Raw genomic sequence first — 22,546 nt, 5'->3', positions numbered from 1 at the left:
TTTGGATCAGATGGTCATGATCCCCGCATGTGGCCTCTTGGTAGAACGCGTCGATCTCAAGCTGCGAGAGCCCCGCTTCTTTTGCGGCCCGTCCGCACAAGCCGAGGATCAAGAAGGCATTACTGTCATGTCCAGTCAGTTGGACTGTTATGTTTGGATACTTGGGGGGCATTAACGGCTCCTACAGCGCAGTAGACACATTCCCTAGAGCGCTAATTTTTCATTCTATATCAACATGATAAATGGATTACGTTTCGCGCGAGACCGAAAGAGACGCCGTCGCCTGTGTTGTGTCTCAGTAATCCGTCTCGACATAGACCCCCGAGCAATCGTAGGCGACCGCCGCCGCCGTGGCGCCGTTGTTCATGAAGTTGCGCGGGCTCAGGAGTTGCGTGGCGGCCGGGATGTCGGTGTCGAACATCACCTCGACCACCGCCCCGCTAACCTCTTCGACTACCCGGACGCCGATCTCGCTGCTGTTCGGGGCGGCGAGAAGCGTGAGGGTCAGGACGTTCGTCGTGCTCGCCACCGGGAAACTCGCCCCGAGATCGGTGAGCGTCGGCGCGCCGGAGGCATCGTTCTGGACCAGCTGCCAGTTCGTGTGGGTGCCGCGCTGGAAACCGATGCCGATGCAGTTGACGACGGCCGACAACGTCAGGGTCGTCGCCAGCGCTGTCGTCGATCCATAGAGGCCGAAGAACCCCATGCCGGTCGTCTGCAACGTCACCAGCGAGAGCCGGTTCACATAGGTGAAGCCGCCCAGCCCGTGCGCATTGCCGCGCCAGCAGACCCAGCCGGCCGAGCGTTCTTCGGCCGCCGCATCGGCGGTGGCGGCACTGGTCACGCGCCAGCGGCGCATCGAGGTCGAGAGGTTGGTGGTGGCGAGCGTCGGCGTGGAAACCGTGCCGACGGCGGTACGTGGCATGCCGTTGGTGTTGACGGTCGTGCCGGTGGACGGCGCCCAGGTCGCGATGCGGTTCACCCCGAAATGAGGCTGCAGCGGGAAGAACCGCCCCGAGGGGCGCTGAACGTCGAGCCAACCGGCCCCGGCGCGGTCGTGGGCATAGAGGGCGAGCTTGCCGGTCGGCGGCGGCGCGGGCACGGCGCTCACCGCCGGGAGCACTACGGGTTCGGGCATCTCGACCCGACCGGAGCTGCGGTCGATCCGGATCGCCTCGTAGAAGGCCGAGCCGTCCGGGCTGACCTTGAAGCTGAAATCGTCGCTGCCGAGAAGGCCGATCAGGGCGCGTGCCGACCAGTTGGTCTTGAAGGCGAAGGAAGCATCGTTGGCGGGCGCAGCCTTGTTGACGGTCGCCTCGATCCCGGCGCCCGCGTTGTTCAAGAGGACTGCGGGCGTGTTGACCGAGAGCCGGTTGTAACTGTCGGCCGTCGCCCCGCCGAGGCCCAGAAGCTGCGCGGTCAGGTTCGCCTGGGGCATGCCGACCTGCGTCACGGCATTGGCGAAGGTGACCGTCGGCGTGTTGACCACCGTGGTGCCGTTCGCGCCCGAGGTCGCGGGGCCGATGTTGACGACCGTGTTCGACCCCGACGCGCCGCCGGTGCCGAGGTTCACGGTCTTGCTGAGGCCGGTGGTCGTTGCGCCGGTGCCCATTCCGTAGGTCGCGGTGCCTGTCGCCGTGCCGATGGTGGCCGTCGCGGCCGAGACCGTGAAGGAGCCGGAGGCGGTCAGCGTGCCGGAGAAGGTCTTGTTGCCGGTGAAGGTCTGGGTGCCCGCCAGGATCGCCAGTTCCGAGGACGTGTTCGGCAGCGTGTAGCTGCGGGTCGTGCCGGTGCTGATACCGGAGAGCGCGAAGACCGCCTTCTTCGTGGGATCGGCGTCGTTCACGAGGCTGAAGACGGCATCCGAGATGTCGCTCGGTTCGCCCACGATCTCCCAATCAGCACCGGTCCAGACGAGAAGCACGGCCTCGTCCTCGACCCATGCCCGCCAGCCGGTCCGGGGCGGCAGACGCAGCCAGGCGCCGTCGGTCCAGACGGCGATGTTCAGGTCCCACCCCGCCCAGTCGCCGGTGGCGCCGGAAGCGACGACGTAGCGGTCGCCATCGGCGGGGCTTCCCGGCGGCGCGGTCAGGTCCCGGTCAATAACGGAAAGCTGGACCAGCCCGTCCAGGATCCGCAGCGCCTCGTTATGGGTGACGTGCTTCTGGGCCTGCGCCGCCAGGATGTAGGGCAGTAGAAGATGGGTCGTGGCGTCGGACATGGGATGGCCTTCAGAAAGTCAGCGTGACGGGTTTCGGCGCGCCCCGCCCGACGAGGGAGGAGAGCTGGTAGATGCGAATATCGAGCGTGTCGCCTGGGCCGAGTAGCGCGCCCCAGTCGGCGGTCTGCTGGGCGGCGGTGTAGATCGCGCTGGTGGTGGCAGTGCTCAACATCCGCTTCACGTTGGCGCCGTTGAGGATCTCGACCTCGTAGGCCTCCAGTTCCTCGCCGAGCGGCACTTCAAGCCCGCCCCAGCTGTCGGCCGCCAGCGCGCGGGAGCGGCGCGTCCAGCGGATCGTCAGATCGCCGGGTGTGCGCGGCCTGCGCCAAGGCTGCTCGACATGGGCGACAGAGAACGGCCGCAGCCCAACGCCCTCGGGCGTGAAGGCCTGCGCGACATAGGTCTCGTTGTTGACTGGGCGGTTCGCCGGGCCGATCCGCCAGTTCCATGGGATGCCAAGATCGGCCTCGGCGATCGGCAGCGATGCCAGCGCTGCGTCGATCACCACGACGCGCGCACCTGTGGGCACCGGATTGCCGATTGCGCCCTCTGTCCCCCGCTGGCCGCGTAGGAGTCGGGTAAGGCGATACCGGCTGGGGGCAATCAGTTCGGCCGCGCCCGCCTGCACGACCTCCCAGACACCGGGCGCGCTCTCGATGGCGATGGCATTGGCACCGCCGAACAAGGTCAGGTCCGTGACGCTTTCCAGCGTGCCGGTCAGCAGATCGACCACCAGCGCATTGCCGAGATCGAAGCGCGAGGTCGGCCCCGCGAAGAAGTCGGTGACCAGCGCACCGATCCGGGCGCGACTGCCGAACGTGGTCAGCAGCTCGAAGCCATCGGTCGCGGGGCTGCGGAACACCGCGATCTCGCCGGGCCACGGCACGGCATGCGCCGCTGCGAAGGAGCGATGCGCGGGCTGGTCCTCTGTCAGCTGCGGCAGGTCCATCAGCACCGCATCCGGCGCGCCGAACACCACGGCCCGCGTCAGCGACGCCGCGCGCGGATCGCCGGGCGGCAGGTCGTAGGCCTCCCGATCCTGACGCACGGCCTCGATGCCGCGCGCGTCGGCGTCGGCAATCGAGATGAGTCGCATCTGGATGGACCGGCCGTCATGGGCGAGCATCACCACATCAGCCGGGTCGAGCGCCAGCCGCGAGGGCGGCAGGCGAAACACCGCGCTCTCGCGGCCGGTCCATGCTTCCATCAGCGCGCGGCGGCAACGGCGCTCGGCTTCCTCGGGCGGCACCGCCATGGGGAAGCTTTCGGAGGCGATGCGCGTGGTGTCGACGGTGATGCGCCGGGCCTCGACCTGTGCCGCATCGTAATCCTCGTCCGCGCGGGCCACCTGCCATTTCAGGGCCTGGGGCAGCTCGGTCTCCTGGCCGCGCGTCAGTTCCAGCACGTCGCCCTCGCGCACGGCGACCAGGTCGTCCGGTGTGACGCTCGCCACCGCCGCCCGCCCGCGCATGACGAAGCGGATCACACCCTCAGTCTCGACGGCATCGAATCCGAAGTGGCGAGCCAGCGTCGTGATCGAGGCGCGCGGGCTTTCCAAGGCACCGATGGCGTAGCCCTCGACCGCGCCCCAGAGGCCGGTGACGTCGATCCGGGACTCGGGCAGCCCCGCGCGCAGGCAGAGGTGCCGAACGAGGGCCGCCAGCGACACCGCCCCGAGCCGTCCGGTGAGCCAGTGCCCGAGCCGCCAGTTGGGGCCGTCGGTCCAGACATCCGTCAGTTCAGGGAAGAACGGGTACGGCCGTGCGTCCCAGGTCCAGGCTGCGCACTCCGGCACATCGACCATCCGGCCGCCGTAGACCGAGGACACCGGGTTGTTCGCGGCCTCGCCCCAGAACAGGTAGGTCGCCTCGAGATAGGCGCGCTGGATGGTGTCGTCGCGCCAGCCCCGCGAGAAATACGGTGTGAAGCTCTCCGACGACTTCGGGTCGAAGAAGACGTTGGGCTGGTTGGTGCCCCGGTCGATGGCCGGGCAGCCGAGTTCGGTGAAGCGGATGGGCTTTGATTGCGGCACCCATGCTGTCGGCGTGCCGCTCTCTACCCCACCCGGACGGTTGTAATGCGGGTTGCTCCACCAGCTATGAAGATCCTTGTAGCGAAAGACCCATGGCTTGCCCGCAGCACCATCGTTGATCGGCGTGCGCACCTGCGCGGAGCGGTCGGCCGACGATGCATAGAACCAGTCGAAGCCTTCGCGGCCCGCGATGTTCGCCTGCAGATAGGCCCTGTCGTAGATCGCGGGCCAGCCCTCGGCCGCGTCGGCATGCTCGAACCCGTCCCGCCAGTCCGACAGCGGCATGTAGTTGTCGATGCCGATGAAGTCGGTGTTCGTGTCGGCCCAGAGCGGATCGAGATGGAAGAACACGTCGCTGCTGCCGTCGCCCGGCTGGTGACCGAAGTATTCCGACCAGTCGGCCGCATAGCCGATTTCCGTCCCAGCCCCGAGAATGGCGCGCACGTCGGCGGCGAGCGCCTTGAACGCGGTGACAGCGGGATAGCTGCTGGCGCCCGAGCGGATGGTGGTCAGGCCGCGCATTTCCGAGCCGATCAGGAAGGCGTCGACCCCGCCTGCCACGGCGCAGAGATGAGCGTAGTGCAGCATCATCCGGCGCAGACCCCAGTCGCCGGACGGGCCCGTCCAGGAGACGGTCTCGCCTGAGATCGCGAAGTCGGAGGGGCTGGCGCTGCCGAAGAAGGCCGCGACCTGGCTCGACGCCGTGGCCGTCTTGTCCACGCTCCCGGCATGGCCCGCCGCGGGCGAACAGGTGATCCGGCCGCGCCAGGGGAATGTGGGCTGGCCGGTCTCGGCGGCATTGTCGGAATACGGGTTCGGCAGCGTATTGCCGGGCGGGACGTCCATCAGGAGGAAGGGATAAAAGGTCACGCGCAAGCCGCGCGCCTTCATCTCCCGGATCGCCTGCACAACAGCGAAATCGGCGGGCGTGCCGCCATAGACCGGGCGGTCCTCGGCGTCGCGGCTGACGAGGAAGGCATTGGCGCGGCTGACGCCATTGACCGACCAGCCGACTGGCGTCGTGGATTTCGCCGAGACCTCGACGCCCGGGCGCAGCTTGCAGGAGCCCGCGCGCAGGTCGTCACCGAACCAGGCGACGACGAGGCTGACGCTTTCGACGGCCGGCGCCATGGCCTGCAGCCGGTCCAGCGCCACGACCATGTCGGCGGTGTCGGGCAGCGCGTTCAGGTTTTCGGCCTGCGTGGCACCTCCGGAGGATTTTCGGATGGCCTGGGTGGCGTAGGTGAACTCGCCCGAGGCAGGGATCAGCGTGACGGCGCGGGTCAGCCCCTCGGCGGTGTCCGGGTCGGCCAGCGGGCGGAACACCTCGAAGGAAAGCTGCGGCAGGCGGTTGCCGTAGCTCGACAGCGGCAGTTCCTCGAAGACGACATAGGCGGTGCCGCGATAAGCCGGCGTGTTGGCCGCGCCCATCTTGGCCGAAATGAACGGATCGGCCGCCTGCGCCTCGTCGCCTGGATACCAGCGCCAGGTGACGCCGGAGAGGTCCATCGGCTTGCCATCGGCCCAGACGCGCCCGATGCCGGTGATCGGCCCCTCACAGAGAGCGACGGCGAAGGAGGCGTAATACAGATACTCGGTCGTCTTGACCTTGCCGCCCCCGCCGCCCTTGCCGCCACCCTGCGTGGTGGTTTTCGTCTCCTCGCGAAAGTCGGTCGCCCAGATGATGTTGCCGCCAACGCGCATCCGGCCGTAGAGCCGAGGGATCACGGCCCCCTCGGTGGAGGAGGTGATGCGCAAGCTGTCGAGCCGCGCCCCTTCGATCCTCTGCGTCGGCGCTAGCGAGGACACGATCCAGCTGTCGACGACCGAGCCGATGGTGGAGCCGATGAAGCCCCCGATGGTCGCCGCGCTGACACCGAGGATCGCGCCACCGATCGAGCCGCCGATGGCGGCACCGGCGGCGCCGAGAATGAGGGTGGCCATGTCGGGATCTCAGCGTTGCGGAAAAAGGAAAGCGAAGGCAATGCGCCGCCGCCAAGCTGCCGTGAGCGGCTCTTCGATAACGCCGAGCCGCTCATAGGCGTGGAGGAAGGTGTCGGTCCCGGTGAGGATCCCGACATGTTTGGCGATGGCGCGCGGTTTCATCCGAAAGAGGACCAGCGCGCCGGGACCGGCATCGGCCGGAGCGATCTCGGGCATCATGTGGCGCGCGCCTTCGGCCAGCACCTCGCGCGGGCCCGTCTCGCCCCAGTCCCTGCTGTAGGGCGGGATCGGGAATGGCTCGGGGCCGACAACCTCGCGCCAGATGCCCCGGGCGAGCCCGAGGCAGTCGCAGCCGACGCCCTTGAGGCTCGCTTGGTCGTGGTACGGCGTTCCGAGCCATGACCGCGCTGCCGCGATAACCTTGTCGGGATGGGCGGCGTTCACAGTACGCCTCCATCATGGCCACCATCCTTCGTCGCGTAGCGCAGCACGGCGTCCTGGCCGGGGATATGCGGGAAGCCGCGGAAGTTGGCGGTGTTGGCGAACTTGGCCCCGCAGGTCTCGATCCGCTTGTCGCAGCCGGCGCGGATGGTGAAGGCGTCGCCCTCGGCGATGGCCCGCACCGGTGCCTCGAGCAGGGTCAGTACAGCGATGCCGTCCGTAAGGTCATGGCCCAGCACCTCGGTGCGCCGCCCAGCGTTCGCGCCGGAGGTCCATTCGATTGTGCCGAAGGTGAACCAGCTCAGCTCGAAGCCGCCGAGACCGGAGGCGGTGAATGCGCGGTCACGCAAAAGGTCGACCACAGCACCTGCGCCCTTGTAGGCCGGGTCCTCCAGATCGACGCCGCAGCGCGCATCGCCGAGCGCCGCATCGCAACTCGCCTGGAAGGTTCGCCCGACCGTCTGGCCGAGGACATGGGCCAGCGAGCGCACCTCCGCGACGAAGGCCAGCTGCCCGCGCCGGATCTGGCCAATGGCTCCGCGCCGCATCAGAACGCGCTGCGCGGTGTCGGCCCAGTTCACGCGCCAGACCTCCACCGCCGCATTGTCCCAGCGGCCGTCGAGGATGTCAGTCTCGGTAATCCGGTCCGAAGTCAGCACGCCTTCGGCGTCCTGCGCATCGACCGACAGGTCAGAGCCAGAGCGCACCTCGGAGGCGGTCAGCCCGCTTTCCGGCTCGAAGTCCGTGCCGTCGAAGCTCAGCGTCTTGTCGTGGTCGGTGAAGCCGAAGGTCACACCGTCAGCCCGGGCGATCCGCCAGCACCAGGCGAGCGTGGTCGTGCCTTCGTCGAGATGGGCCTGCAGGGCGGGCGAGAGAGATTTCATCGGCAGGTTCCCGTCATGCGGTCGTCGAGATCGGCGATCCAGGTCGCCCATTCCGGGGGCACGGCGGCGACCGCAGAGGCAGGCAGCCGGGCCAATCGCGCCTCCGCATAGGAAGTGCAGCCCGCGTCACCAGTGCCCATCGTTGCGGCGCAGCCGGTCAGCAGGATCGCTAGCACCGCGGCCGTCGCGAACCGAGTCCCGCCCGCGCTCGACGCGTCTGAGTGTCTCTTCCCTGGCATCGCTTTCCGCCTCCCGTTTTCCCGCTCGTTCGCCTTCCACACGTCCCCAGACCCGGCCGAGGACGACACCTCCGACCGCGCCCAGAGCCGCGACCAGCCAGATCAGGAACTCAGCCATCGTCTCGCTCCCCGCGCGCGGAGGCGACGCAAAGGGCGACAACGAAGACCCCGAGGCAACCGCCCACGACCAGACCTGCGAGAAACTCAAGCATCGCCGCGGAACCCGCGCTCGATCCGGTCACGCAGGCCAATCAGGCCAAGCCCGAGGAACATCAGCCCCGCGGGCGAGGCATCGCCCGAGCCTGCGAGCAGCGCGACGAAGCGGGAGAGTTCGCTAAGCGGCCCGGTGGCGGGCAGCGCGAGCGAGGCAATGCCGGTGAGCATGGCGAGGCACCCCGCCCACCAGGTGAGCGAGGTCAGTCGGATGTAGCGCATGTATTAGGCCTTCCGGATCAGGGTGGAGAAGAACGCGCTCAGCCGGGCAAGCCAACCGATGGCAGGTTCAGGCGTGACAGCAGGCACGGATGGTCTCGGTATCGGCACGCTTGCCGGGCGCAGCAGCGCCAGCGCCTCGCCCTCGGTCAGACGCCGGATCGGTTTCGAGAAATCGACCCGGCCGTTGCGGTCCACCGACCAGACGGGGATCGTTCCGGCGGGATAGTGGCCCGTCGCGAAGAGATCGCGCTCGGCCTCGCGGCGTTGGCGGATCGCGACGGGCTTGAGCCAGCCCATGAAGGCCGCTGCCGCTGCAGCCCGGTCGCCCGCGTTCAGGTGCCGGGTCAGCGCCGCCTTGGCGATGCCGCCCGTGTTGTAGTGAAACGAGACCAGCGCATCGAACTCATGTGGCTCGAGCGGTACCTTCACGGCGCGCAGGACCGCGGCTTCGTAGCGTGCGAGGTCGGTGCGGAAGACCCGGAACGCCTCGCGGATCCCGGCATCGAGATCGGCGGGCATGCCGCGCGGCATCGTGGCGGGATCGGGTCCCCCAGCAGCGGCCGTGTGGCCGATGCCGAACGTCCAGACCTGTTTCACATCGAAATAGAGTCCGGGCACAATGCCTTCGTGCCGGACGAGGGCCAGCAGACCCCGGTCAGTCATGTGCATGGATGTCACCCCAGAAGCGAGAGGATCAGGATCAACACGGCGACGGCGATGCCGACGCCCAGGCGGTGGCGGAAGGCCTGGCCGGGATCGGACGGGTCGCAGCGCAGGGAGCGCGCGAGGCGGAGAAGGTCATGCATCGCCATCGCCTTTCCCGGCATGGCGCAGACGGGCGAGCAGCACCTCGATGAAGGCCGGTCCGAAGACGCCGACGAGATAGGCGGCCGATCCGGCCGCGCCCCCGGCCGGGATCGCCTCGGGCGGCAGCCCGAGCCAACGGGTGATGACCGCCATCGACAGGCTCCCCATCCCGGCTGCGATCAGACCGCCAAGCAGGATGTGGCGCAGCGCGTCGCGCAGCCGCATTTTCGTGGTCAGCGCGTTGGTCGCGCCGCCGAGCGCGCCCCAGGCGGCAAGGATCACCGCCGTGGAGGCGAGCAGTTCCTTCAGCGCCGCCGCCAGAAATCCGGCTTCGTCGTTCATCGTCGGATCTCCAGAAGCGGGATGGAGGTGATCGAGCCCAGCCGCTCGAGGTCGAGCGTCACGTCGAGCACGTCGGTGTCGAAGCGGACCGGGACATCGAACTCGAAGCCTGCGGTGACCGCGACGCCAGCGCCCGGCGCGATGGTGAAGGTGATGACGCCGGTCGTGGTATCGACGGACCAGCCGGAGGCCTGCGGGGTGCCATTCAGGGCGACGGCGACCGAGCCCGCGACCGGCTTGGCAATGTTCCGCACCCACGACTGGCTGCCCGAGGCGTAGCGCTTCACCAACTGGAAGGTAGTCGTCGCGCCGTCGCCGGTGCCGATCGCTTGGTCGGTCGGCGATGGCGTGCCCGAAGGCAGGCAGGACTTGTGGTCGCCCCAGTCCTTGAAGCGGAACCCGTGGAGCCTGCCGTTACGGGCCTCGAAGAAGGCGACGACCGCCGCCAGATCGTCCGAGCGGCGGATGCCGTAGGCGACATCGTAGCGGCGGCGCGAATTGGCCCAGCTGGCGTTGCGCTCCTCGTCGCCCGAGGCAAGCTCGACGATCTGGGTGCGCCGCTCCGGCCCGCCCCGCGCGCCACGGCTGATGTTGTCCGGGAACCGGACCTCATGGAACGCCATGGCTTACATCCCCCTCCGCCCGAGCGAGACCGCCCGTGCGATGTCCGCCGCGACCTGCGTCCGGGATTGCCTGAAACTCTCGGCGTCGCGGGCCATGATGGTGACGTTGACCCCGCCGCCCGCGCCGTAGCTCTGCGCCTCCCGGCGCGAGAGCACCCGCTCGCCCCGTTGCAGGATTGCAGGCACCTCGTCATGGCGAAGGCCGACAGCGCCGCCAGAATGCATCCGGGGCGCGGCGGCGAAGGCCATGGCCGGGACCATCCGTGAAGGCCCGGACGAGCCGACCATGCCGCCCGCGTGCAGGATGTTGGCGAAGATCCCTCCCGCGCCGCCGAGCGCGCCCGAGAGCGCGTTGGCGATGGGGCCGAGGATGAACCGCCGCGCCGCCAGCTTCGCCAGATCGGCAATGAGCGAGGTCACCAGATCACGGAAGTTCAGCTTGCCGGTCTTCACGAACTCCCCGACCGCGTCCTCGGCCGACTGAAACGCGCCGACGAGGCTCTGGCCGATATCGCCGCCGATCTCCCGCGCCCGGCTGGCATAGTCCGAGAGCGCCGCCGTCACCGCCTGCCAGCCGGTCAGCGCACGCTCCGCCCCGTCGCCAGCGGCGGTTCCGGCATCGCGGGCAGCACCTCCGGCACCATTGGCCGCGGCAGTGGTGTCGTCGAGCCCGGCCGCCAGTGCATCGGCGGAGGTCGCGGCGTCTGTCAGCGCGGTCTCGGCCTCCGTGCCGGATCCGGTCACGGCATCCTTAAGCGCCTGCCAGGCGGCAAGCGGCCGGGTCGCGGCATCGGTCAGCATCCCCGCAGCCTCGCGATAGGCATCGGCCCGGGCGCGCGCGTCCTCCGCCATCGCGCCGAGCCCGAGGTCCGGCAGGGTGATATAGGTTCGGGCAAGCGCCGCCGAAAACGCATCGGCCGCTGCCGTACCGGCCGCCGTCGCGGCCCCCTCGAACGGGTTGTCGATCCGGCTCAGGTCGACAGCGTCGAGCGTGCCGATCCGCACGCCACCTTCGCCTGTCGCCCATTCCGGCAGCAGGGCCAGCGCGGCGTTCAGCGTCTCGATGAAGCTGTTGATGCGGGTGACGACGCCGTTCAGCATCGCCTCGACCCCGCCGATCAGCCCGTTCGCGGCCTGGTAGGCGAAATCGCCGATGGCGCCCGGCAGGCTGCCCCAGATCGCCACCGCGCCGTCATAGGCCCCCTGGAAGATCGCGACAGTGCGGTCCCCGAACCCCACGACGCCCGCGACGGTGCCGTCGAGCGCCGAGAGCGCGGCGGCCTTCAGCCCCTCCCATCCGGCCGCCATGCGGGCGAGCGCGGCGTCGAGCGCGAGCCCGACCCGCGACCAGACCTCGGAGGCCAGATCGGAGAGCAGGCGGAAGGCCTCGCCGATCCCACCGACGCGGGCAACGAATTGGGAAAGCTGATAGATCAGCTCGCCGACGCCGACGATCAGCGCACCGATGCCGGTGCGGATCAGCGCCCCGCGCAGGACCACCAGCGCGGTGGCGAACCCACGGACCGAGAGCGCGGCAGCGGCCAGCCCGGCGACCCAGCGGCCCGCGAGGAAGGTCGCGAAGGTCACGGCATAGGTGGTCAGGCGGCCGATATTGTCGAAGAGACCGCGAATGACGATGCCGAGCGGACCGGTGCGGCTGGCAATGGCGGCCATCGCGTTGGCGACCGCTTCGAGCGCCGGGGCTGCGGCGACGGCCAGCTGGTTAGAGAGCCCTCGCCAAATGAGGCCTAGGCGCGAGATTGCGTCGTTCGTGCGCTCGATCTGGTCGGCGTCCTGTTCGGAGACGACGACCCCGAAGGCGAGGACATCCTCCGTCGCCTGGCGCAACGTCGCCGTGTCGATGCGCGACATGGCGATGGAGCCTTCCTCGCCGAAGAGCTGACCCGCGACGGCCGCACGCTCGGCGGCGGGCACGAAGTTCTCGATTGCGGCGTTGATAGCACCCACACGCTGGTCCAGCGGCAGCGCGATCAGGTCAGAGGCCGAAAGACCCAGCCGGTCGAGCGCGTCGGCAACCGGGCCTGTCCCGGCCGCTGCCTGGCTGAGACGGCGCGTCAGATCCTTGGTGGCCTGTTCAATGCCGGACATCGACACGCCCGCCAGCTCGCCCGCACGCTCGAGGGTCTGGATCGAGGCGACTGTGGTGCCGAGCGACTGCGCGAGCTTCGCCTGCGCATCGACGGTCTGGAGGCCCGAGCGGATCATCGCCACGCCAGCGGCGGCGGCGGCGGCCACAGCGGCTGCGGCGGCCACGCGCACCCTTCGCGAGAAGGCCGCAAGCCGGGTATTCGCCGCCTCCATCTCGCGGCTGAGCCGTCCGAAGCCTCGGGCGCCGGCTTCGCCGACGCCTTCCAGTTCGGCGCGTACCTGCCGACCACCGACCGCCGCAAGGCGGACGCTGACGCGTTTTTCAGCCATTCGGGCGTTCCATCTGTTCGTTGAGTTTCGCCACCATCACCGCTTCGATGACTGGCAGCAGTTCGGCCGCGACGGTGGGCGGCACGCCGAGGGCGTCGCCGAGCGCTAGCGCCGCCGACATGTCCCAGCCAATCACCGCGCCGGGCAGAACCCTGAGTTGGCCGCCGAGACGACCGACGAGGTCCCAGACCTGCCAGCTTTCATGCGTCAGCGGTCGGTTCAGCCGCGCCGGGCAGCCTTCGCACGCCGTTTGGCAGGCGTCGCAATATCGGTCGCCCCCGCCGAAGGACCATTCGGCGAGAGCGCGGAGGCGTTTTTTTCCTGTTCCAAGAGCAGGCCCTTGGAGACATAGGTCAGTTGGAAGGCCTCGAAGATCGGCCAGACATCGAACAGCGCGTCGATGGCCTCGGGGCTCGGGTCGATGGGGTTGCTGTCCGCGTCGCCGATGCCGTCCCAGTCGAGCACCGCGCGGCGTGCCAGCGCCTTGGCGAAGGCGACGGCGCGTTCCTCGTCGGAGGCCTCCTCCGGCACCGCCTCCACGGCAGGATCGCTGCGCGTCGCCACCATCAGCGCGGTGGTCAGCGGGCGCAGTTGCACCCGCACTCCCGGGGCGAGGTCGTGCCAACGGGGCGCGTTGGTCAGGTCGAGCGTCAGCATTCTCAGTACACCTCGATGTCGTTGATCAGGGTTGCCGTGCACATCCGGCCGACCAAGCTGTCGCGGGCGGCCTGCCAGTCGAAGGTCGCCTGCACGCCCTGCGGCCCTGAAATCTCGATCCGGGGGCGCGGCAGATAGACGGCGTGCACGGTGAAGGTAAAGCTCTCGCCCGAGGGCAGCGCGTAGCCGAACTCAAGCTCGCACGGATCGCCGTTGATCGCCTGCGTCACCAGTGTGCTGTCGGCGAACCGAACCTCGATGGAGCCCGTCAGCGCCGCGATAGACGGGTCCGCGCCGTCGATCCGACCATCTGAGCGGATGGTCTCGATCCGGTCGAGATTGTTGGCATAGGTGATGTCGGCCGATACCACATTGCCGAGAGCCGAGCCGTTCCGCGTGATCGACCCGTTGAAATGGCCGAAGCGCTTCAGCTCCAGCGCGGCGGGCGTGCCGGCGCTCGTGGTCGTGCCTACCGTCTCTCCCTGCGCCACCAGCCGGGCGGTCGCGGTCAGCAGACCCGAGCGCTGCATCTGCCAGGTGATCTGGTCGAGCACGCAGCCGGAATACATGGCGTAGCGCGGCACCTCCGACATGCCGGTCTCGATCGACAGGCTCGGCAGGGTCCAGGCGCCGGACTGGAACTCGTGCGTCCACGGGCCGGTGCCGGTCGTCGTCGGCGCTCCGAAGGCCGCCTTCAGCCAGAAGCCGAAAGCCTCGGCGTCGAGCGGCACGACGACATCGCCGTCCGCTGTCACCGCGTCCTTGATCGGTGCCAGCGGATCGCGCCCGTAGCCAAGCAGCTCGGAGTTCAAGAGCGGCTGCTCCGCGCCGAGCGTGGTGCTGGCAAACGGCATCTTCGTGAAGCCGCCTGCGGGCGGCGTGCCGTAGACGGTCTCAAACGCAAGCGCCATCTGCGCCCGCGCCCCTTGGGCTCGTGCCATGGTGATCTCCTGTTGTCGTTTGGGTCAGGCCAGCGGGTCGGCCGTGGAATAGTGCAGCACGACCGGGATCACGGCGGCCTTCAGGCTCGCCGCGCCCTCGACCGGCAGATCGACCGGCCTCGGCGCTTCCGCCTCGACCCAGTCGCAGAGCCCGCCCAATGTCCGGTCGGCGGTGAGCGCCGTGGCAATGCTGGCGGTCAGCGTGTCGAAGGTCGTGTCACGGGAGGTGCCTTGCACGACCGCCTCGATTTCGGCGCGATGCTGGTAGTGGTACGTGAGAGGTGACAGCGTTACCTCCGGTTCCCCCGGGTCGCCATCGCGAAGGATAAGGAGCCCCGCCGCCGGCACACGCTCGGGTAGCACCTCGCCACGCAAGACCTCGTTGCCGGACCCTTGCAAAACTGTCGCAAGAGCCCGAATTATCATTTCCCGGGCACTCGGCATCGGATTCCACGATTGTTCAGTTCAGCCAGTCGCCCAGCGGTGGACAAGAGTATTTCACAATGGCAACTACAGATTACACCGACGTATCCAGTCCATGCCCCTGCGGACAAGGCACCATAACCGTGACGCAGGCGTCCCCTGATCATCCTTGGGTCAAGGCAAGCCAGATCACCTATTCTGCGGAGATCGACTGCGAGGTGTGTCGCCAAGTCTATTCGGTGCAACACGACTACGGGGCTTTTCCGCACTTGGTCCGCAAGGCGGACCTGCAAGCATTTCAAGCCGCAAGGCAGAAACGACAAACCGCAGAGCGAGAAATCGAAGCGTCAAGAGAAGCCGGAGATCTTCGGGGCAGGATTGCTGCGAGAGTGGACGCGGAATCGTCCATGGCCGCGAAGCACCGGCAACTTCAAGGGCTTGGATTGGCATATGAGTCCTTGGGCACCTATCGAAAGCGACCCTACAGCGGAGCAGACGCCGCCAAGCGGGCCGGCGGAAACAGTCTGGCGCGGATTGGCTGCATCGATGAACTTGGAGCTGGCGACTTGGACTTCTTTCGAGAAGCGAAAGAAAAACTTGAACATCTTGAAGCAGAAGAACGGCGGCTCAAACCGCAACCGGTGAAGACTGGAGCGAGATGGCTTCAAAAGTAGGCTATCCAAACCTCCCCTCCACCCAGTTCGCCTCGATCAGCCCCGGCACGCTGTCCAACGCCCGGTCGGCGTCCCGTCCCAGATCCAGCCGCTTCGGCAACTTCACCTGCGGCACCAGCAGGAAGATCGGGGCGGTGACCTTTCCCCGCCCGGTCTTCGAGCGGGACACCACTGCCTGACCCTTCGTGTTCAGCCGCGCCTCGGCCACCAGCAGGCTCGGGCCGGTGCGGCGATAGATGAAGCGCAGACGCAGGCCGCGGCGGCGCTCCCATTCGCCTGGGGTAATCCGGCCGCCGCGCAGGGATTTTCCTGCAGCGGGCAGCGGGATCGCCAGCCAGAACCCGTCTTTGGAGCGGATCAGCGGTCCGGTATCATGCGCGCCGACGATGACCGGCGCTTGCGACCAGACCAACGCGGCGGCGTCGAGGCTCTCGCCCGACTTCGGAAACGTCTGGCTGCGGATCGTGTTGGCGAGCCGCGCGCCGAGCCCTGCGCCGGTGACCTGCAAGCGCCACGCTGCCTTCAGCCCGGTTCCGGCCTCGCGAATGGCAGCGGTCACGGCACGTTCTCCCGCCGCCACCTCGGCCTGCATCATCGCGACAATGTCGGGATCGATGTCGAGCTTCAGGTTCATGCGGGCCTCAGATCCACGGTCCAGACCAGCCGCTCGCGGTCGCGGACGGGTTCTCCCTGAATGAGGAAGGCGTCGCCGTCGATCTCGATGCGATCGCCGGGTCGCGGGTTCGCCACCTCGGCGACACGTAAGTCGATCCGAGTGGTCTCGGACCAGAGCCGCGCGTCGCCGAAGTCGGTGATGGCATCCGCGCGCCGGGCGACGACGCGCACCAGAACGGGCGCGCCGCCCTCGGGCGTGTAGACCGCATCCCTGCCGATATTCGGATCGGCGAAGAGCGCGCTGACGGCGGCAGCGAAAGCGCTCATCAGAACGCGCCGTTCAACCGCACCCGGCCGACGGTGTCACCAGCGCCGCCCGCGACCGCCTCGGTGGCGACGCCGATCAGCGTGTTCGAGGTGGCCACGTTGGTGGTGCGCTTGTTGGTATCGTCCCAGTAGATCCTGGCACCCGCGGTCCAGGCCTGCGAGCCGATCTTGGTGACGTCGAAGACGCCGGTGAGCGCGACCTCGACGCCCTCGCTGAGGGCGGCGTTGCCTGCCGCCACGCCGAAGATGGAGCCGACGAGCAGGCCATCGCCGGAGGCGACGGCATAGGGCGCGGTCAGGGTGATGGTATTGCCGGGCTGGACGTAGTTTTTCATGGGGAGGATCCTCGTGGAAAGACGAAGGGCGGCCCGTCAGGACCGCCCGCGTTTCAGGGTTCAGGATTCGTGCCTTACGCGCCCGGGTTCTTGTAGAGGCCGCGCCAGTCGATGGCCTTGGCGCCGAAGTCGAGGCGGCACTTGATCTCGACGCCATCGACATCGAAGCCGTTGCGGGTCTCGATATAGGCGCCCTGCTGGCCCTCGAGATAGGCGTATTCGATGGTGTCGATCTGGTTCGGGCTCGCCGCCAGATACCAGGCGGTGGCGCTGGCGGCATCGAGGCGCGGCTCGCTGATCGGCGAGAGCGTGCGGATCGATTGCGGCACCACGCTGGAGGTGGCGGCAGGCACGAGGTTCTGCGCGACCAGCTGCTCGGCCTTCAGCTCCAGCGCGGCGGGCACGATCAGGAAAGCGGGACGGATGTTCAGCACCGTCTTCTTGTCGAGGCCGGTCTGCAGCGCCATCGCGGCACGCGCCGCGCCAACCGCATCGACCGCCAGCGCCGCGCCGGTGCCCGCGAGGTTCTTGTGGTTGGCGTGGAACAGCGCCGTGCCATCGGCCATCGCCGGGTTCGCGGTGATGATGCCCCAGACGACGTCACTCTCCAGCTGGGCGATGGAGTTGCCGTACATCGCCGGGATGCGCGTGAAGGCGTCGAGATCGTCGTTGATCAGCACCTGCCGGGTGATCGCGACCACCCGGCCATAGGTCTTGACCTTGTAGCTCTCCTTGCTCTCGCCCAGCGTGCCGCGCTTGAACTCGCCGCTTTCGCCCACTTCCAGAAGCTGCGGCGCCTCGCCGAGCTGGACCCGGTGCATGGATTTGAAGTCGGTCGCCAGCACCTGGCGGCAGAAGAGCGCGAAGGTGCGGGGATAGGCGTCATAGGCCTGCCGCAGGGTCTTGTTGGTGACGGCCGCGAGGATCTCGGGGAAATCCGATGTGGAATGCAACGCACGCGTGGCCACCTCGTCGCGCGACAGGCCGCGGGTGTTCACGCCCGCATTGCCGAGGCTTTCGCGGGCCAGCTCCAGCAGGGTCATGCCGCGATACTGGCGCGCGGCGTCTTCCAGCGGGAACAGCGTCGGGCTGTAGCGGTGCAAGAGCGCGTTCGCCACCGCGTCGCGGCGGGTGATGCGCTCGTCCCGTCCGCCGAGGGGGACGGAGACATGCGGGAAGGTCCGGGTCTCGTCGGATTTCGCGGCGACCTGATCGAGGATCAGGCGGCGGGACTCGTCGACGCTGACGCCGCGCTTGACCAGATCCTCGGCGAAGCCGCGTTCGAGATTAAGGCGGCCCGCCAGATCATAGATCGTGGAAACGCGGTCGCGCTCGGCCTCGCGGGCGCGGGTCGCGATGGCATCGGTATCCGGGGCCTCGGGCTTGGGGGCCTTGGGCTGGCTGCGCGTCTCAGCCGCGCGCGTCTGCGCCTCAGTCGCGCCGGTCTTGTCGTCGGGCATGGTGATCTCCTCGGTCGCTGCCGTGTCGGTTGTGTCGTCGGCCGGGGCGGCCGGGGTCGTCCTGTCGGTCATCGGGGATGCTCCTTCGCTGGTTTCGGCGTCCCGGCGATGGAGGACGCAGTCGTAGTGTTCGCCCTTGGCACGGAAGCCCGCGGCGGGGTCGGCGCCGACCGGCACGGCCGAAATCTCGAACGGGGTCCAATCGACCGCCCGCCAAAGCTCGCGCCCGCTATCGGGTTTCGAGATGTCGAAGCGGTGGACCTGGTAGCCGATCGAGACCGCCCGGATGTGCCCGGCCTGGATGTCGCGCCAGATCGGCTCGACGTCGGCACGCTCGCTGATCCGCACCTGCGCGATGCCGCGGCCGTTCTCGATCCGGGCTGAACCCGGCACGACCGAGCCGATGACGGCGTCGAGCGTGTCGATCTCGTGCACCTTCAGGAACGGCGCGCCCGCGTTCAGCCGGTCGAGCCGGACATGGGCGGGATCGAGGCTGAGTTCCTCGTCATAGGGCTCGCCGAAGAAGCTGGAGCGACGAACGCGGGCCCCCGCCGACCAGACCACCTCGACGGTGCGGCTGTCGGCATCTGCCGTGTTCGGAGCGAGCTCCGCCGACCGGCGCATGGCCGGCAATTCGATCATCGTGTCCATGAGGTCAGTCCTGTTGGTCGGCCTGCGCCGGTTTGGTTTCCGTTTCGGCGGCCGGGTCGTCGTTCACCGGATCGCTGGTCTGCACGCTGCCAGTCTTGGTGACGCGGCGTGGGTCGCTGTCGAGCACGAGGCCGAGGTCGTCGAGCTTCGCGTTGGTCGCAGCTATCTCCGCCAGCACGGCGTCGGGGTTGCGGCCCTGCCGGGCGATGGCCTGCGCCAGCGTCATGGTGCCAGAGCGGATCGCCAGCAGGTCCGCCATCGCATCCTTCTGCGGATCGACCGCCTCGAACTTCGGCGGCTGCCATTCGACCGGAATATCCGGCGTGGGGATCTGGCCAGCCGCCCATGCGGCTTCAGTGAACCAGCGCCAAACCGGCGCGCAGAACATCGGAATGAAGAGCTGCCATTGGACGGCGTCGATCTGGCGGCGGAACTCCACCAGACCTGCGCGGATCGAGGAATAGTTGACCTGGCTGAGATCGCCGGTCAGCAGCTCGTATGGCACGCGGAACCCGGCCGAGATCGTGTGCAGGCTGGCTCTTTTGTACTCGCCGTAGCCGCCGGTGGCCGAGGGCTGGTTGAACCGGATGTCCTTGCCGCCGCGGGCATAGGCGATCAGCCCCGGCTCGAACTGTTCGACCCGGTTGCCGTCGGCATCGACCACGGCGGGCGCGATGCCCTGCTGCGCCTCGTCTTCGCCAAAGACGATGGCGGTGACGCAGGCCTCGGTCTTCTTGCGGACCAGTTCGGCCACCTCGTAGTCGTCGAGATCGCGCAAGGACCGGATCACCGGCGCGCCCCAAGGAACGCCACGCGCCTGCGTGCGCTGCTTCTCGTAGACATGGGCGATCTCGGTCGCCGGCACCGGGCGCGATCCGAGCCCACCGTTCAGCGCGCCCCAAGCATCGCCGGGGTGCTCGGCATGGAGCCAGTAGGCCCGGCGCTTCCCGACCGGGTCGAACTCGATCCCCTGCACGAGGCGTCCCGCGCCGAGCGCGCCGGATTTCGAGGCATCGAGGAAGTCGGCCTCCAGCACCTGCAACTGCAGCGGCACCGGCAGACCATCCGAGGATCGCCGCAGGCGGCGGCGCACCAGGACTTCGCCCGCCTCGACCATCTCGCGGCAGATCAGCGTTTGCAGGCCATAGAAGTCGAGTTGGCCGTCGGCGTCGCAGTCCGCTGTCCAGCGCTCGAAGAGATCATCGACCTTGCGGTCCAATGCCTCGTTACCACTCGCGGCGCGCGGCATGATCCCCGCGCCGATGATGTTGTTGACCAGCACCGCGACCGCTTTCGCCGCATGCGGGTTGTTGCGTACGAGATCGCGCATCCGGTCGCGCAAGAGTGCCCCGGCCACACCGATCTCCGTGTCAGCCGAGGATCCCGGCGCGCGCCAACCGTCCGTCCGTCGCCCTTTCGCGGCCCCGTCATAGCCGCGCGTCAGGGTCTCGAAGGCCAGACGGGCCAGCACGCGCCTGGCGGCGGCCCGAGGGGCAACGGAGGCAATGGCCCTATCGAACCAATTTGCCGACATCACCGGTCCCCGCGCGAGAAGCCCGCGAGCCCGGCCACCGGCAACGGCCGGGTTGTGCCCACGATGGCGCGTTCGATGGTGCGGATGCGGGCCAGAAGGTCTTCGGCCGAGCCATAGTCCACCGACTTGCCGTCATAGCTGACCCGGGTCGTGCCGCTGGCATAGGCCCGGCGCAGCGCCGAGAGTTCGGTTTCGGTCCAGTCGGTCATGCTCAAAACCATCCTTCCCGCCGTCCAAGCCAGTCGGAGCGGCGCTTGCCCTGCGGGGCTTGTCCCGGCCGGTGAATTTGCCCGGCCGGATCGGTGTCACCGTAAGGCGCGGCTCCGAGCTGATCCTCGAGGTCACGCCATTTCTCCTCAGTCCAGCGATCCGCGCCCGCGATCCAGGCGGCGGCGCGGGCATAGACCCGGCAGTCCAGCGCCTCGTTGCGTTCGCGGAGCTTCTGCCATTCGAGCTTGGCGAAGCCACGTTTCGTGCGGAGGGTGACCAGTTGCTCGGCCACGACCTGCTTCAGCCACTCACTTTCCACCCAAGTCGGCAGGTGGATGGTGCCGGGCGCAAAGGCCGCGCCCTCGGCGCGTTCTTCCTCAGTCGGCCGTTCCAGCCGCAGAAACCGGTAGGTCTCGGCCTTGAAGGTCGAGACCGCCACGGTCCAGAGCCGTGCCCCGCGCCGCAGACGTTTCCCACCCTCGGTCGCATCGACAAACGTTGGCCCCGAAACCGGGCTCGAGCGGTTGAACCCCTCGACGCCCTTGACCGGCGACACCTGCGCAGCGCCTTGCGCCCTGGACCAGGAATAGACCGCAGCGGCCTCGTAACCCGTGTCGATGGCGAGCCGGGCGATGCGCAGATGCGCCCCGCGTTCATGCGGCCAGGACCGATCCAACAGCGCGGTCAGCTCCGACCAGGCGTCATGCCGATCCGGCCCGCCTTCGATCACGACATGATCAACGAGCCAGCTTTCGAGCCCGCGCCCCCAGGCCCAGACATCGACCTCGATCCGGTCCTTCTGTACGTCGGCCCCGGCGGTCAAGAACAGCCCGCCCGCGGGCACGGTGCCCGGTTTCCACGCCTCGCGCCGGTCGTAGAGCCGTTGCCAATCGGGGGCTTCGCCGGTCTCAACCCATGTCTCGCCCAGCGACGTGTTGACGAAGGTCTTCATCGTCTCGTCCCCGCCGGAGCGAGCCGAGAGAAAGGCCCGCACCATCGCCTCCAACCGGACCCATGGCGAGTAGATCTCGTTCAGGTGGAAGCCCGCCACGCCCGCGAAGGGCTGCTCCGCCACCCAATGTCCCTTTGAGACGGCCGCCCAGCGGGTCTCGTCCCGCCAAGCCGCATCGCATTCCACGCAGTGGTAGCGCGCAGTTTCGGGCCGGTGGTCGCCCTCGGGCTCTTTGCTCCAGCGCACCTGTGTCCAGGTCAGCACCTGTTCCGCCCAGCAGTCCGGGCACGGCACCCAGAACCGGCGCTGATCGCTTTCCTCGAAGGCCGCCTCGATCCGGCTGGTGCCCTTGTTTGTGGGCGTCGACACCAACACGATCTTGCGATTCCAGAAGGTCACCGTGCGTTTCCTGGCGAGGTTGACAGGATCACCCTCGGCGCCGGCGCTGAACGGGTAGCGGTCCACCTCGTCGCACAGCAGCAGGCGGATCGGGCGGCTGGCCAGACCCGAGGGCGCGTTCGCGCCGACGATGGTCAGATGCCCGCCTGGAAACCGCTTGTGCAGGATCTTGTTGTTGCCGTCGCGCGAGCGCGGATCGGCGATCTTGCCCTGCAGACAGGGCGTGTCGCGGGCCATCGGCGAGAAGCGATCCTTCGACCAAGTTTCCGCGTCGCGCTCGGTCGGCATCACCACCATGATCGGCGCGGGATCCTGATCGATGTGATAGCCGCAGGCGTTGTTCAGAACCTCGGTCTTGCCGACCTGGGCGGAGGACATGATGATTACTGTTTCGGTCGAGGCGTCCGAGATCGCCTCCATGATCCCGCGCTGATATTCGGCCCGGCTCGTCCGCCATTGCCCGGGTTCGGCGCTGGCCTCAGAGCTCAGCCGTCGGTTCTGATCCGCCCAATCGCTGATCGTCAGTTCCGGCGGCGGGCGCAGCACCTTCAGCGCCGTCTCCACCGTCCGCTTCAGGATCGGGGAGCCCGTCAATGTCAGCGCTGGCTTCGAGTTGGACATCTGGCTGCGCGAGATCATCGAGCACCTCGCGGATGGTCATTCGGATCAGGTTCCGGGTGTATCCGACGGTTGATTGTTCAAAAACCTGCGGCGCCAACCGGTCCGGCAGCGCGAGCAAGCGGGTGCGCAGAAGCGCCAGAACGGCGATCCAGGCGGCCTCGATCTCTTCGGCCGCAATCAGCGCGCCACGCTTTTCCTCGGCTTCCATCTCGGCGAGATCAGCCCGCGCCCGAATGAAGCGCGCCCGCTCGGCCGCGTAATCCGGCGTACCGGCCTGCGCCTTCGTGGCCTGATCGCGCAGATAGCGGACATAGCCGCGCACCGATCCGATCAGGTCGTA

At 68.2% G+C, this 22,546-nt stretch carries 24 protein-coding genes; 1 reads left to right on the top strand and 23 read right to left on the bottom strand.

The window, feature by feature from the left end:
- Positions 1–295 precede the first annotated feature (295 nt).
- The 15 genes from OM960_RS01990 to OM960_RS01920 form a co-directional block, all read right to left on the bottom strand.
- Entirely contained in the window at positions 296–2,221 is a 1,926-nt protein-coding gene (locus tag OM960_RS01990) for a DUF2793 domain-containing protein (RefSeq protein ID WP_264770914.1), read from the bottom strand.
- Between the two features lie 10 nt (positions 2,222–2,231).
- On the bottom strand, positions 2,232–6,197 hold the full coding sequence (locus OM960_RS01985) for a baseplate multidomain protein megatron (RefSeq protein WP_264770913.1): 3,966 nt from the start codon (positions 6,195–6,197) through the stop codon (positions 2,232–2,234).
- A gap of 9 nt (positions 6,198–6,206) precedes the next feature.
- Positions 6,207–6,641 carry an NlpC/P60 family protein gene (locus OM960_RS01980; RefSeq protein ID WP_264770912.1) on the bottom strand — a complete coding sequence of 145 codons (435 nt, stop codon included), beginning with the start codon at positions 6,639–6,641 and terminating at the stop codon, positions 6,207–6,209.
- The gene (locus tag OM960_RS01975; RefSeq protein WP_264770911.1) at positions 6,638–7,522 is read right to left on the bottom strand and encodes a DUF2163 domain-containing protein; all 885 of its coding nucleotides are present in this window, start codon (positions 7,520–7,522) and stop codon (positions 6,638–6,640) included. The genes OM960_RS01980 and OM960_RS01975 overlap by 4 nt, the downstream gene beginning before the upstream one ends.
- A gap of 126 nt (positions 7,523–7,648) precedes the next feature.
- A complete protein-coding gene (locus OM960_RS01970) occupies positions 7,649–7,879 on the bottom strand; it encodes a hypothetical protein (RefSeq protein WP_264770910.1) in 231 nt (76 codons plus the stop codon).
- A gap of 86 nt (positions 7,880–7,965) precedes the next feature.
- Positions 7,966–8,196, bottom strand: coding sequence for a hypothetical protein (locus OM960_RS01965; protein WP_264770909.1), 231 nt, complete (start codon positions 8,194–8,196; stop codon positions 7,966–7,968).
- 3 nt (positions 8,197–8,199) lie between these two features.
- Positions 8,200–8,865, bottom strand: a complete 666-nt coding sequence (locus OM960_RS01960) for a lysozyme (protein WP_264770908.1) — start codon at positions 8,863–8,865, stop codon at positions 8,200–8,202.
- Between the two features lie 5 nt (positions 8,866–8,870).
- Positions 8,871–9,002: a hypothetical protein gene (locus tag OM960_RS01955; RefSeq protein WP_264770907.1), complete on the bottom strand. Its 132-nt coding sequence runs from the start codon at positions 9,000–9,002 to the stop codon at positions 8,871–8,873.
- Positions 8,995–9,345, bottom strand: a complete 351-nt coding sequence (locus OM960_RS01950; RefSeq protein ID WP_264770906.1) for a hypothetical protein — start codon at positions 9,343–9,345, stop codon at positions 8,995–8,997. Before OM960_RS01950 ends, OM960_RS01955 begins: the two co-directional genes overlap by 8 nt.
- Positions 9,342–9,968: a DUF2460 domain-containing protein gene (locus OM960_RS01945; protein ID WP_264770905.1), complete on the bottom strand. Its 627-nt coding sequence runs from the start codon at positions 9,966–9,968 to the stop codon at positions 9,342–9,344. Before OM960_RS01945 ends, OM960_RS01950 begins: the two co-directional genes overlap by 4 nt.
- A gap of 3 nt (positions 9,969–9,971) precedes the next feature.
- A complete protein-coding gene (locus tag OM960_RS01940) occupies positions 9,972–12,407 on the bottom strand; it encodes a phage tail tape measure C-terminal domain-containing protein (RefSeq protein ID WP_264770904.1) in 2,436 nt (811 codons plus the stop codon).
- Positions 12,400–12,528, bottom strand: coding sequence for a DUF7697 family protein (locus OM960_RS01935; protein WP_264770903.1), 129 nt, complete (start codon positions 12,526–12,528; stop codon positions 12,400–12,402). The genes OM960_RS01940 and OM960_RS01935 overlap by 8 nt, the downstream gene beginning before the upstream one ends.
- Before the next feature lie 98 nt (positions 12,529–12,626).
- On the bottom strand, positions 12,627–13,064 hold the full coding sequence (locus OM960_RS01930) for a phage-derived protein YdaY family protein (RefSeq protein WP_264770902.1): 438 nt from the start codon (positions 13,062–13,064) through the stop codon (positions 12,627–12,629).
- 2 nt (positions 13,065–13,066) lie between these two features.
- The gene (locus OM960_RS01925; protein WP_264770901.1) at positions 13,067–14,005 is read right to left on the bottom strand and encodes a phage tail tube protein; all 939 of its coding nucleotides are present in this window, start codon (positions 14,003–14,005) and stop codon (positions 13,067–13,069) included.
- Positions 14,006–14,029: 24 nt separating this feature from the next.
- Positions 14,030–14,449 (bottom strand): acyl-CoA transferase, encoded by a 420-nt coding sequence (locus OM960_RS01920; protein WP_264770900.1) that lies wholly within the window; start codon positions 14,447–14,449, stop codon positions 14,030–14,032.
- Positions 14,450–14,571: 122 nt separating this feature from the next.
- Here OM960_RS01920 and OM960_RS01915 point away from each other — a divergent pair, with 122 nt between their 5' ends.
- Positions 14,572–15,102, top strand: coding sequence for a hypothetical protein (locus OM960_RS01915; protein WP_264770899.1), 531 nt, complete (start codon positions 14,572–14,574; stop codon positions 15,100–15,102).
- A gap of 1 nt (position 15,103) precedes the next feature.
- Here the strand turns inward: OM960_RS01915 and OM960_RS01910 are convergent, their stop codons facing one another.
- The 8 genes from OM960_RS01910 to OM960_RS01875 all read right to left on the bottom strand — a co-directional run bounded on the left by OM960_RS01910 (position 15,104) and on the right by OM960_RS01875 (position 22,528).
- Positions 15,104–15,736 (bottom strand): DUF6441 family protein, encoded by a 633-nt coding sequence (locus tag OM960_RS01910; RefSeq protein WP_264770898.1) that lies wholly within the window; start codon positions 15,734–15,736, stop codon positions 15,104–15,106.
- Entirely contained in the window at positions 15,733–16,044 is a 312-nt protein-coding gene (locus OM960_RS01905) for a head-tail joining protein (RefSeq protein ID WP_264770897.1), read from the bottom strand. The genes OM960_RS01910 and OM960_RS01905 overlap by 4 nt, the downstream gene beginning before the upstream one ends.
- Positions 16,044–16,379, bottom strand: coding sequence for a DUF2190 family protein (locus OM960_RS01900; protein WP_264770896.1), 336 nt, complete (start codon positions 16,377–16,379; stop codon positions 16,044–16,046). The genes OM960_RS01905 and OM960_RS01900 overlap by 1 nt, the downstream gene beginning before the upstream one ends.
- Before the next feature lie 74 nt (positions 16,380–16,453).
- Entirely contained in the window at positions 16,454–18,490 is a 2,037-nt protein-coding gene (locus OM960_RS01895; protein ID WP_264770895.1) for a prohead protease/major capsid protein fusion protein, read from the bottom strand.
- Positions 18,491–18,494: 4 nt separating this feature from the next.
- The gene (locus OM960_RS01890) at positions 18,495–19,961 is read right to left on the bottom strand and encodes a phage portal protein (RefSeq protein WP_264770894.1); all 1,467 of its coding nucleotides are present in this window, start codon (positions 19,959–19,961) and stop codon (positions 18,495–18,497) included.
- 62 nt (positions 19,962–20,023) lie between these two features.
- Positions 20,024–20,233 carry a phage head-tail joining protein gene (locus tag OM960_RS01885; RefSeq protein WP_092763720.1) on the bottom strand — a complete coding sequence of 70 codons (210 nt, stop codon included), beginning with the start codon at positions 20,231–20,233 and terminating at the stop codon, positions 20,024–20,026.
- 2 nt (positions 20,234–20,235) lie between these two features.
- On the bottom strand, positions 20,236–22,131 hold the full coding sequence (locus OM960_RS01880) for a phage terminase large subunit family protein (protein ID WP_354003537.1): 1,896 nt from the start codon (positions 22,129–22,131) through the stop codon (positions 20,236–20,238).
- Positions 22,064–22,528, bottom strand: coding sequence for a terminase small subunit, Nu1 (locus OM960_RS01875; RefSeq protein WP_264770893.1), 465 nt, complete (start codon positions 22,526–22,528; stop codon positions 22,064–22,066). Before OM960_RS01875 ends, OM960_RS01880 begins: the two co-directional genes overlap by 68 nt.
- Positions 22,529–22,546: the final 18 nt, after the last annotated feature.

The organism is Defluviimonas salinarum (assembly GCF_026013545.1).
Lineage (GTDB): Bacteria > Pseudomonadota > Alphaproteobacteria > Rhodobacterales > Rhodobacteraceae > Albidovulum > Albidovulum salinarum.
This window is presented reverse-complemented; position numbering and strand designations above follow the sequence as displayed.

Excerpts from the sequence above, each read along its gene's own strand:
- OM960_RS01910 (WP_264770898.1), bottom strand. The coding sequence starts at position 15,736 with ATGAACCTGAAGCTCGACATCGATCCCGACATTGTCGCGATGATGCAG.
- OM960_RS01935 (WP_264770903.1), bottom strand. The coding sequence starts at position 12,528 with ATGTCGGCGGCGCTAGCGCTCGGCGACGCCCTCGGCGTGCCGCCCACC.
- OM960_RS01975 (WP_264770911.1), bottom strand. The coding sequence starts at position 7,522 with ATGAAATCTCTCTCGCCCGCCCTGCAGGCCCATCTCGACGAAGGCACG.
- OM960_RS01925 (WP_264770901.1), bottom strand. The coding sequence starts at position 14,005 with ATGGCACGAGCCCAAGGGGCGCGGGCGCAGATGGCGCTTGCGTTTGAG.
- OM960_RS01920 (WP_264770900.1), bottom strand. The coding sequence starts at position 14,449 with ATGCCGAGTGCCCGGGAAATGATAATTCGGGCTCTTGCGACAGTTTTG.
- OM960_RS01940 (WP_264770904.1), bottom strand. The coding sequence starts at position 12,407 with ATGGCTGAAAAACGCGTCAGCGTCCGCCTTGCGGCGGTCGGTGGTCGG.
- OM960_RS01990 (WP_264770914.1), bottom strand. The coding sequence starts at position 2,221 with ATGTCCGACGCCACGACCCATCTTCTACTGCCCTACATCCTGGCGGCG.
- OM960_RS01985 (WP_264770913.1), bottom strand. The coding sequence starts at position 6,197 with ATGGCCACCCTCATTCTCGGCGCCGCCGGTGCCGCCATCGGCGGCTCG.
- OM960_RS01895 (WP_264770895.1), bottom strand. The coding sequence starts at position 18,490 with ATGGACACGATGATCGAATTGCCGGCCATGCGCCGGTCGGCGGAGCTC.
- OM960_RS01950 (WP_264770906.1), bottom strand. The coding sequence starts at position 9,345 with ATGAACGACGAAGCCGGATTTCTGGCGGCGGCGCTGAAGGAACTGCTC.
- OM960_RS01945 (WP_264770905.1), bottom strand. The coding sequence starts at position 9,968 with ATGGCGTTCCATGAGGTCCGGTTCCCGGACAACATCAGCCGTGGCGCG.
- OM960_RS01965 (WP_264770909.1), bottom strand. The coding sequence starts at position 8,196 with ATGCGCTACATCCGACTGACCTCGCTCACCTGGTGGGCGGGGTGCCTC.
- OM960_RS01955 (WP_264770907.1), bottom strand. The coding sequence starts at position 9,002 with ATGCATGACCTTCTCCGCCTCGCGCGCTCCCTGCGCTGCGACCCGTCC.
- OM960_RS01905 (WP_264770897.1), bottom strand. The coding sequence starts at position 16,044 with ATGAGCGCTTTCGCTGCCGCCGTCAGCGCGCTCTTCGCCGATCCGAAT.
- OM960_RS01900 (WP_264770896.1), bottom strand. The coding sequence starts at position 16,379 with ATGAAAAACTACGTCCAGCCCGGCAATACCATCACCCTGACCGCGCCC.
- OM960_RS01930 (WP_264770902.1), bottom strand. The coding sequence starts at position 13,064 with ATGCTGACGCTCGACCTGACCAACGCGCCCCGTTGGCACGACCTCGCC.
- OM960_RS01885 (WP_092763720.1), bottom strand. The coding sequence starts at position 20,233 with ATGACCGACTGGACCGAAACCGAACTCTCGGCGCTGCGCCGGGCCTAT.
- OM960_RS01970 (WP_264770910.1), bottom strand. The coding sequence starts at position 7,879 with ATGGCTGAGTTCCTGATCTGGCTGGTCGCGGCTCTGGGCGCGGTCGGA.
- OM960_RS01960 (WP_264770908.1), bottom strand. The coding sequence starts at position 8,865 with ATGCACATGACTGACCGGGGTCTGCTGGCCCTCGTCCGGCACGAAGGC.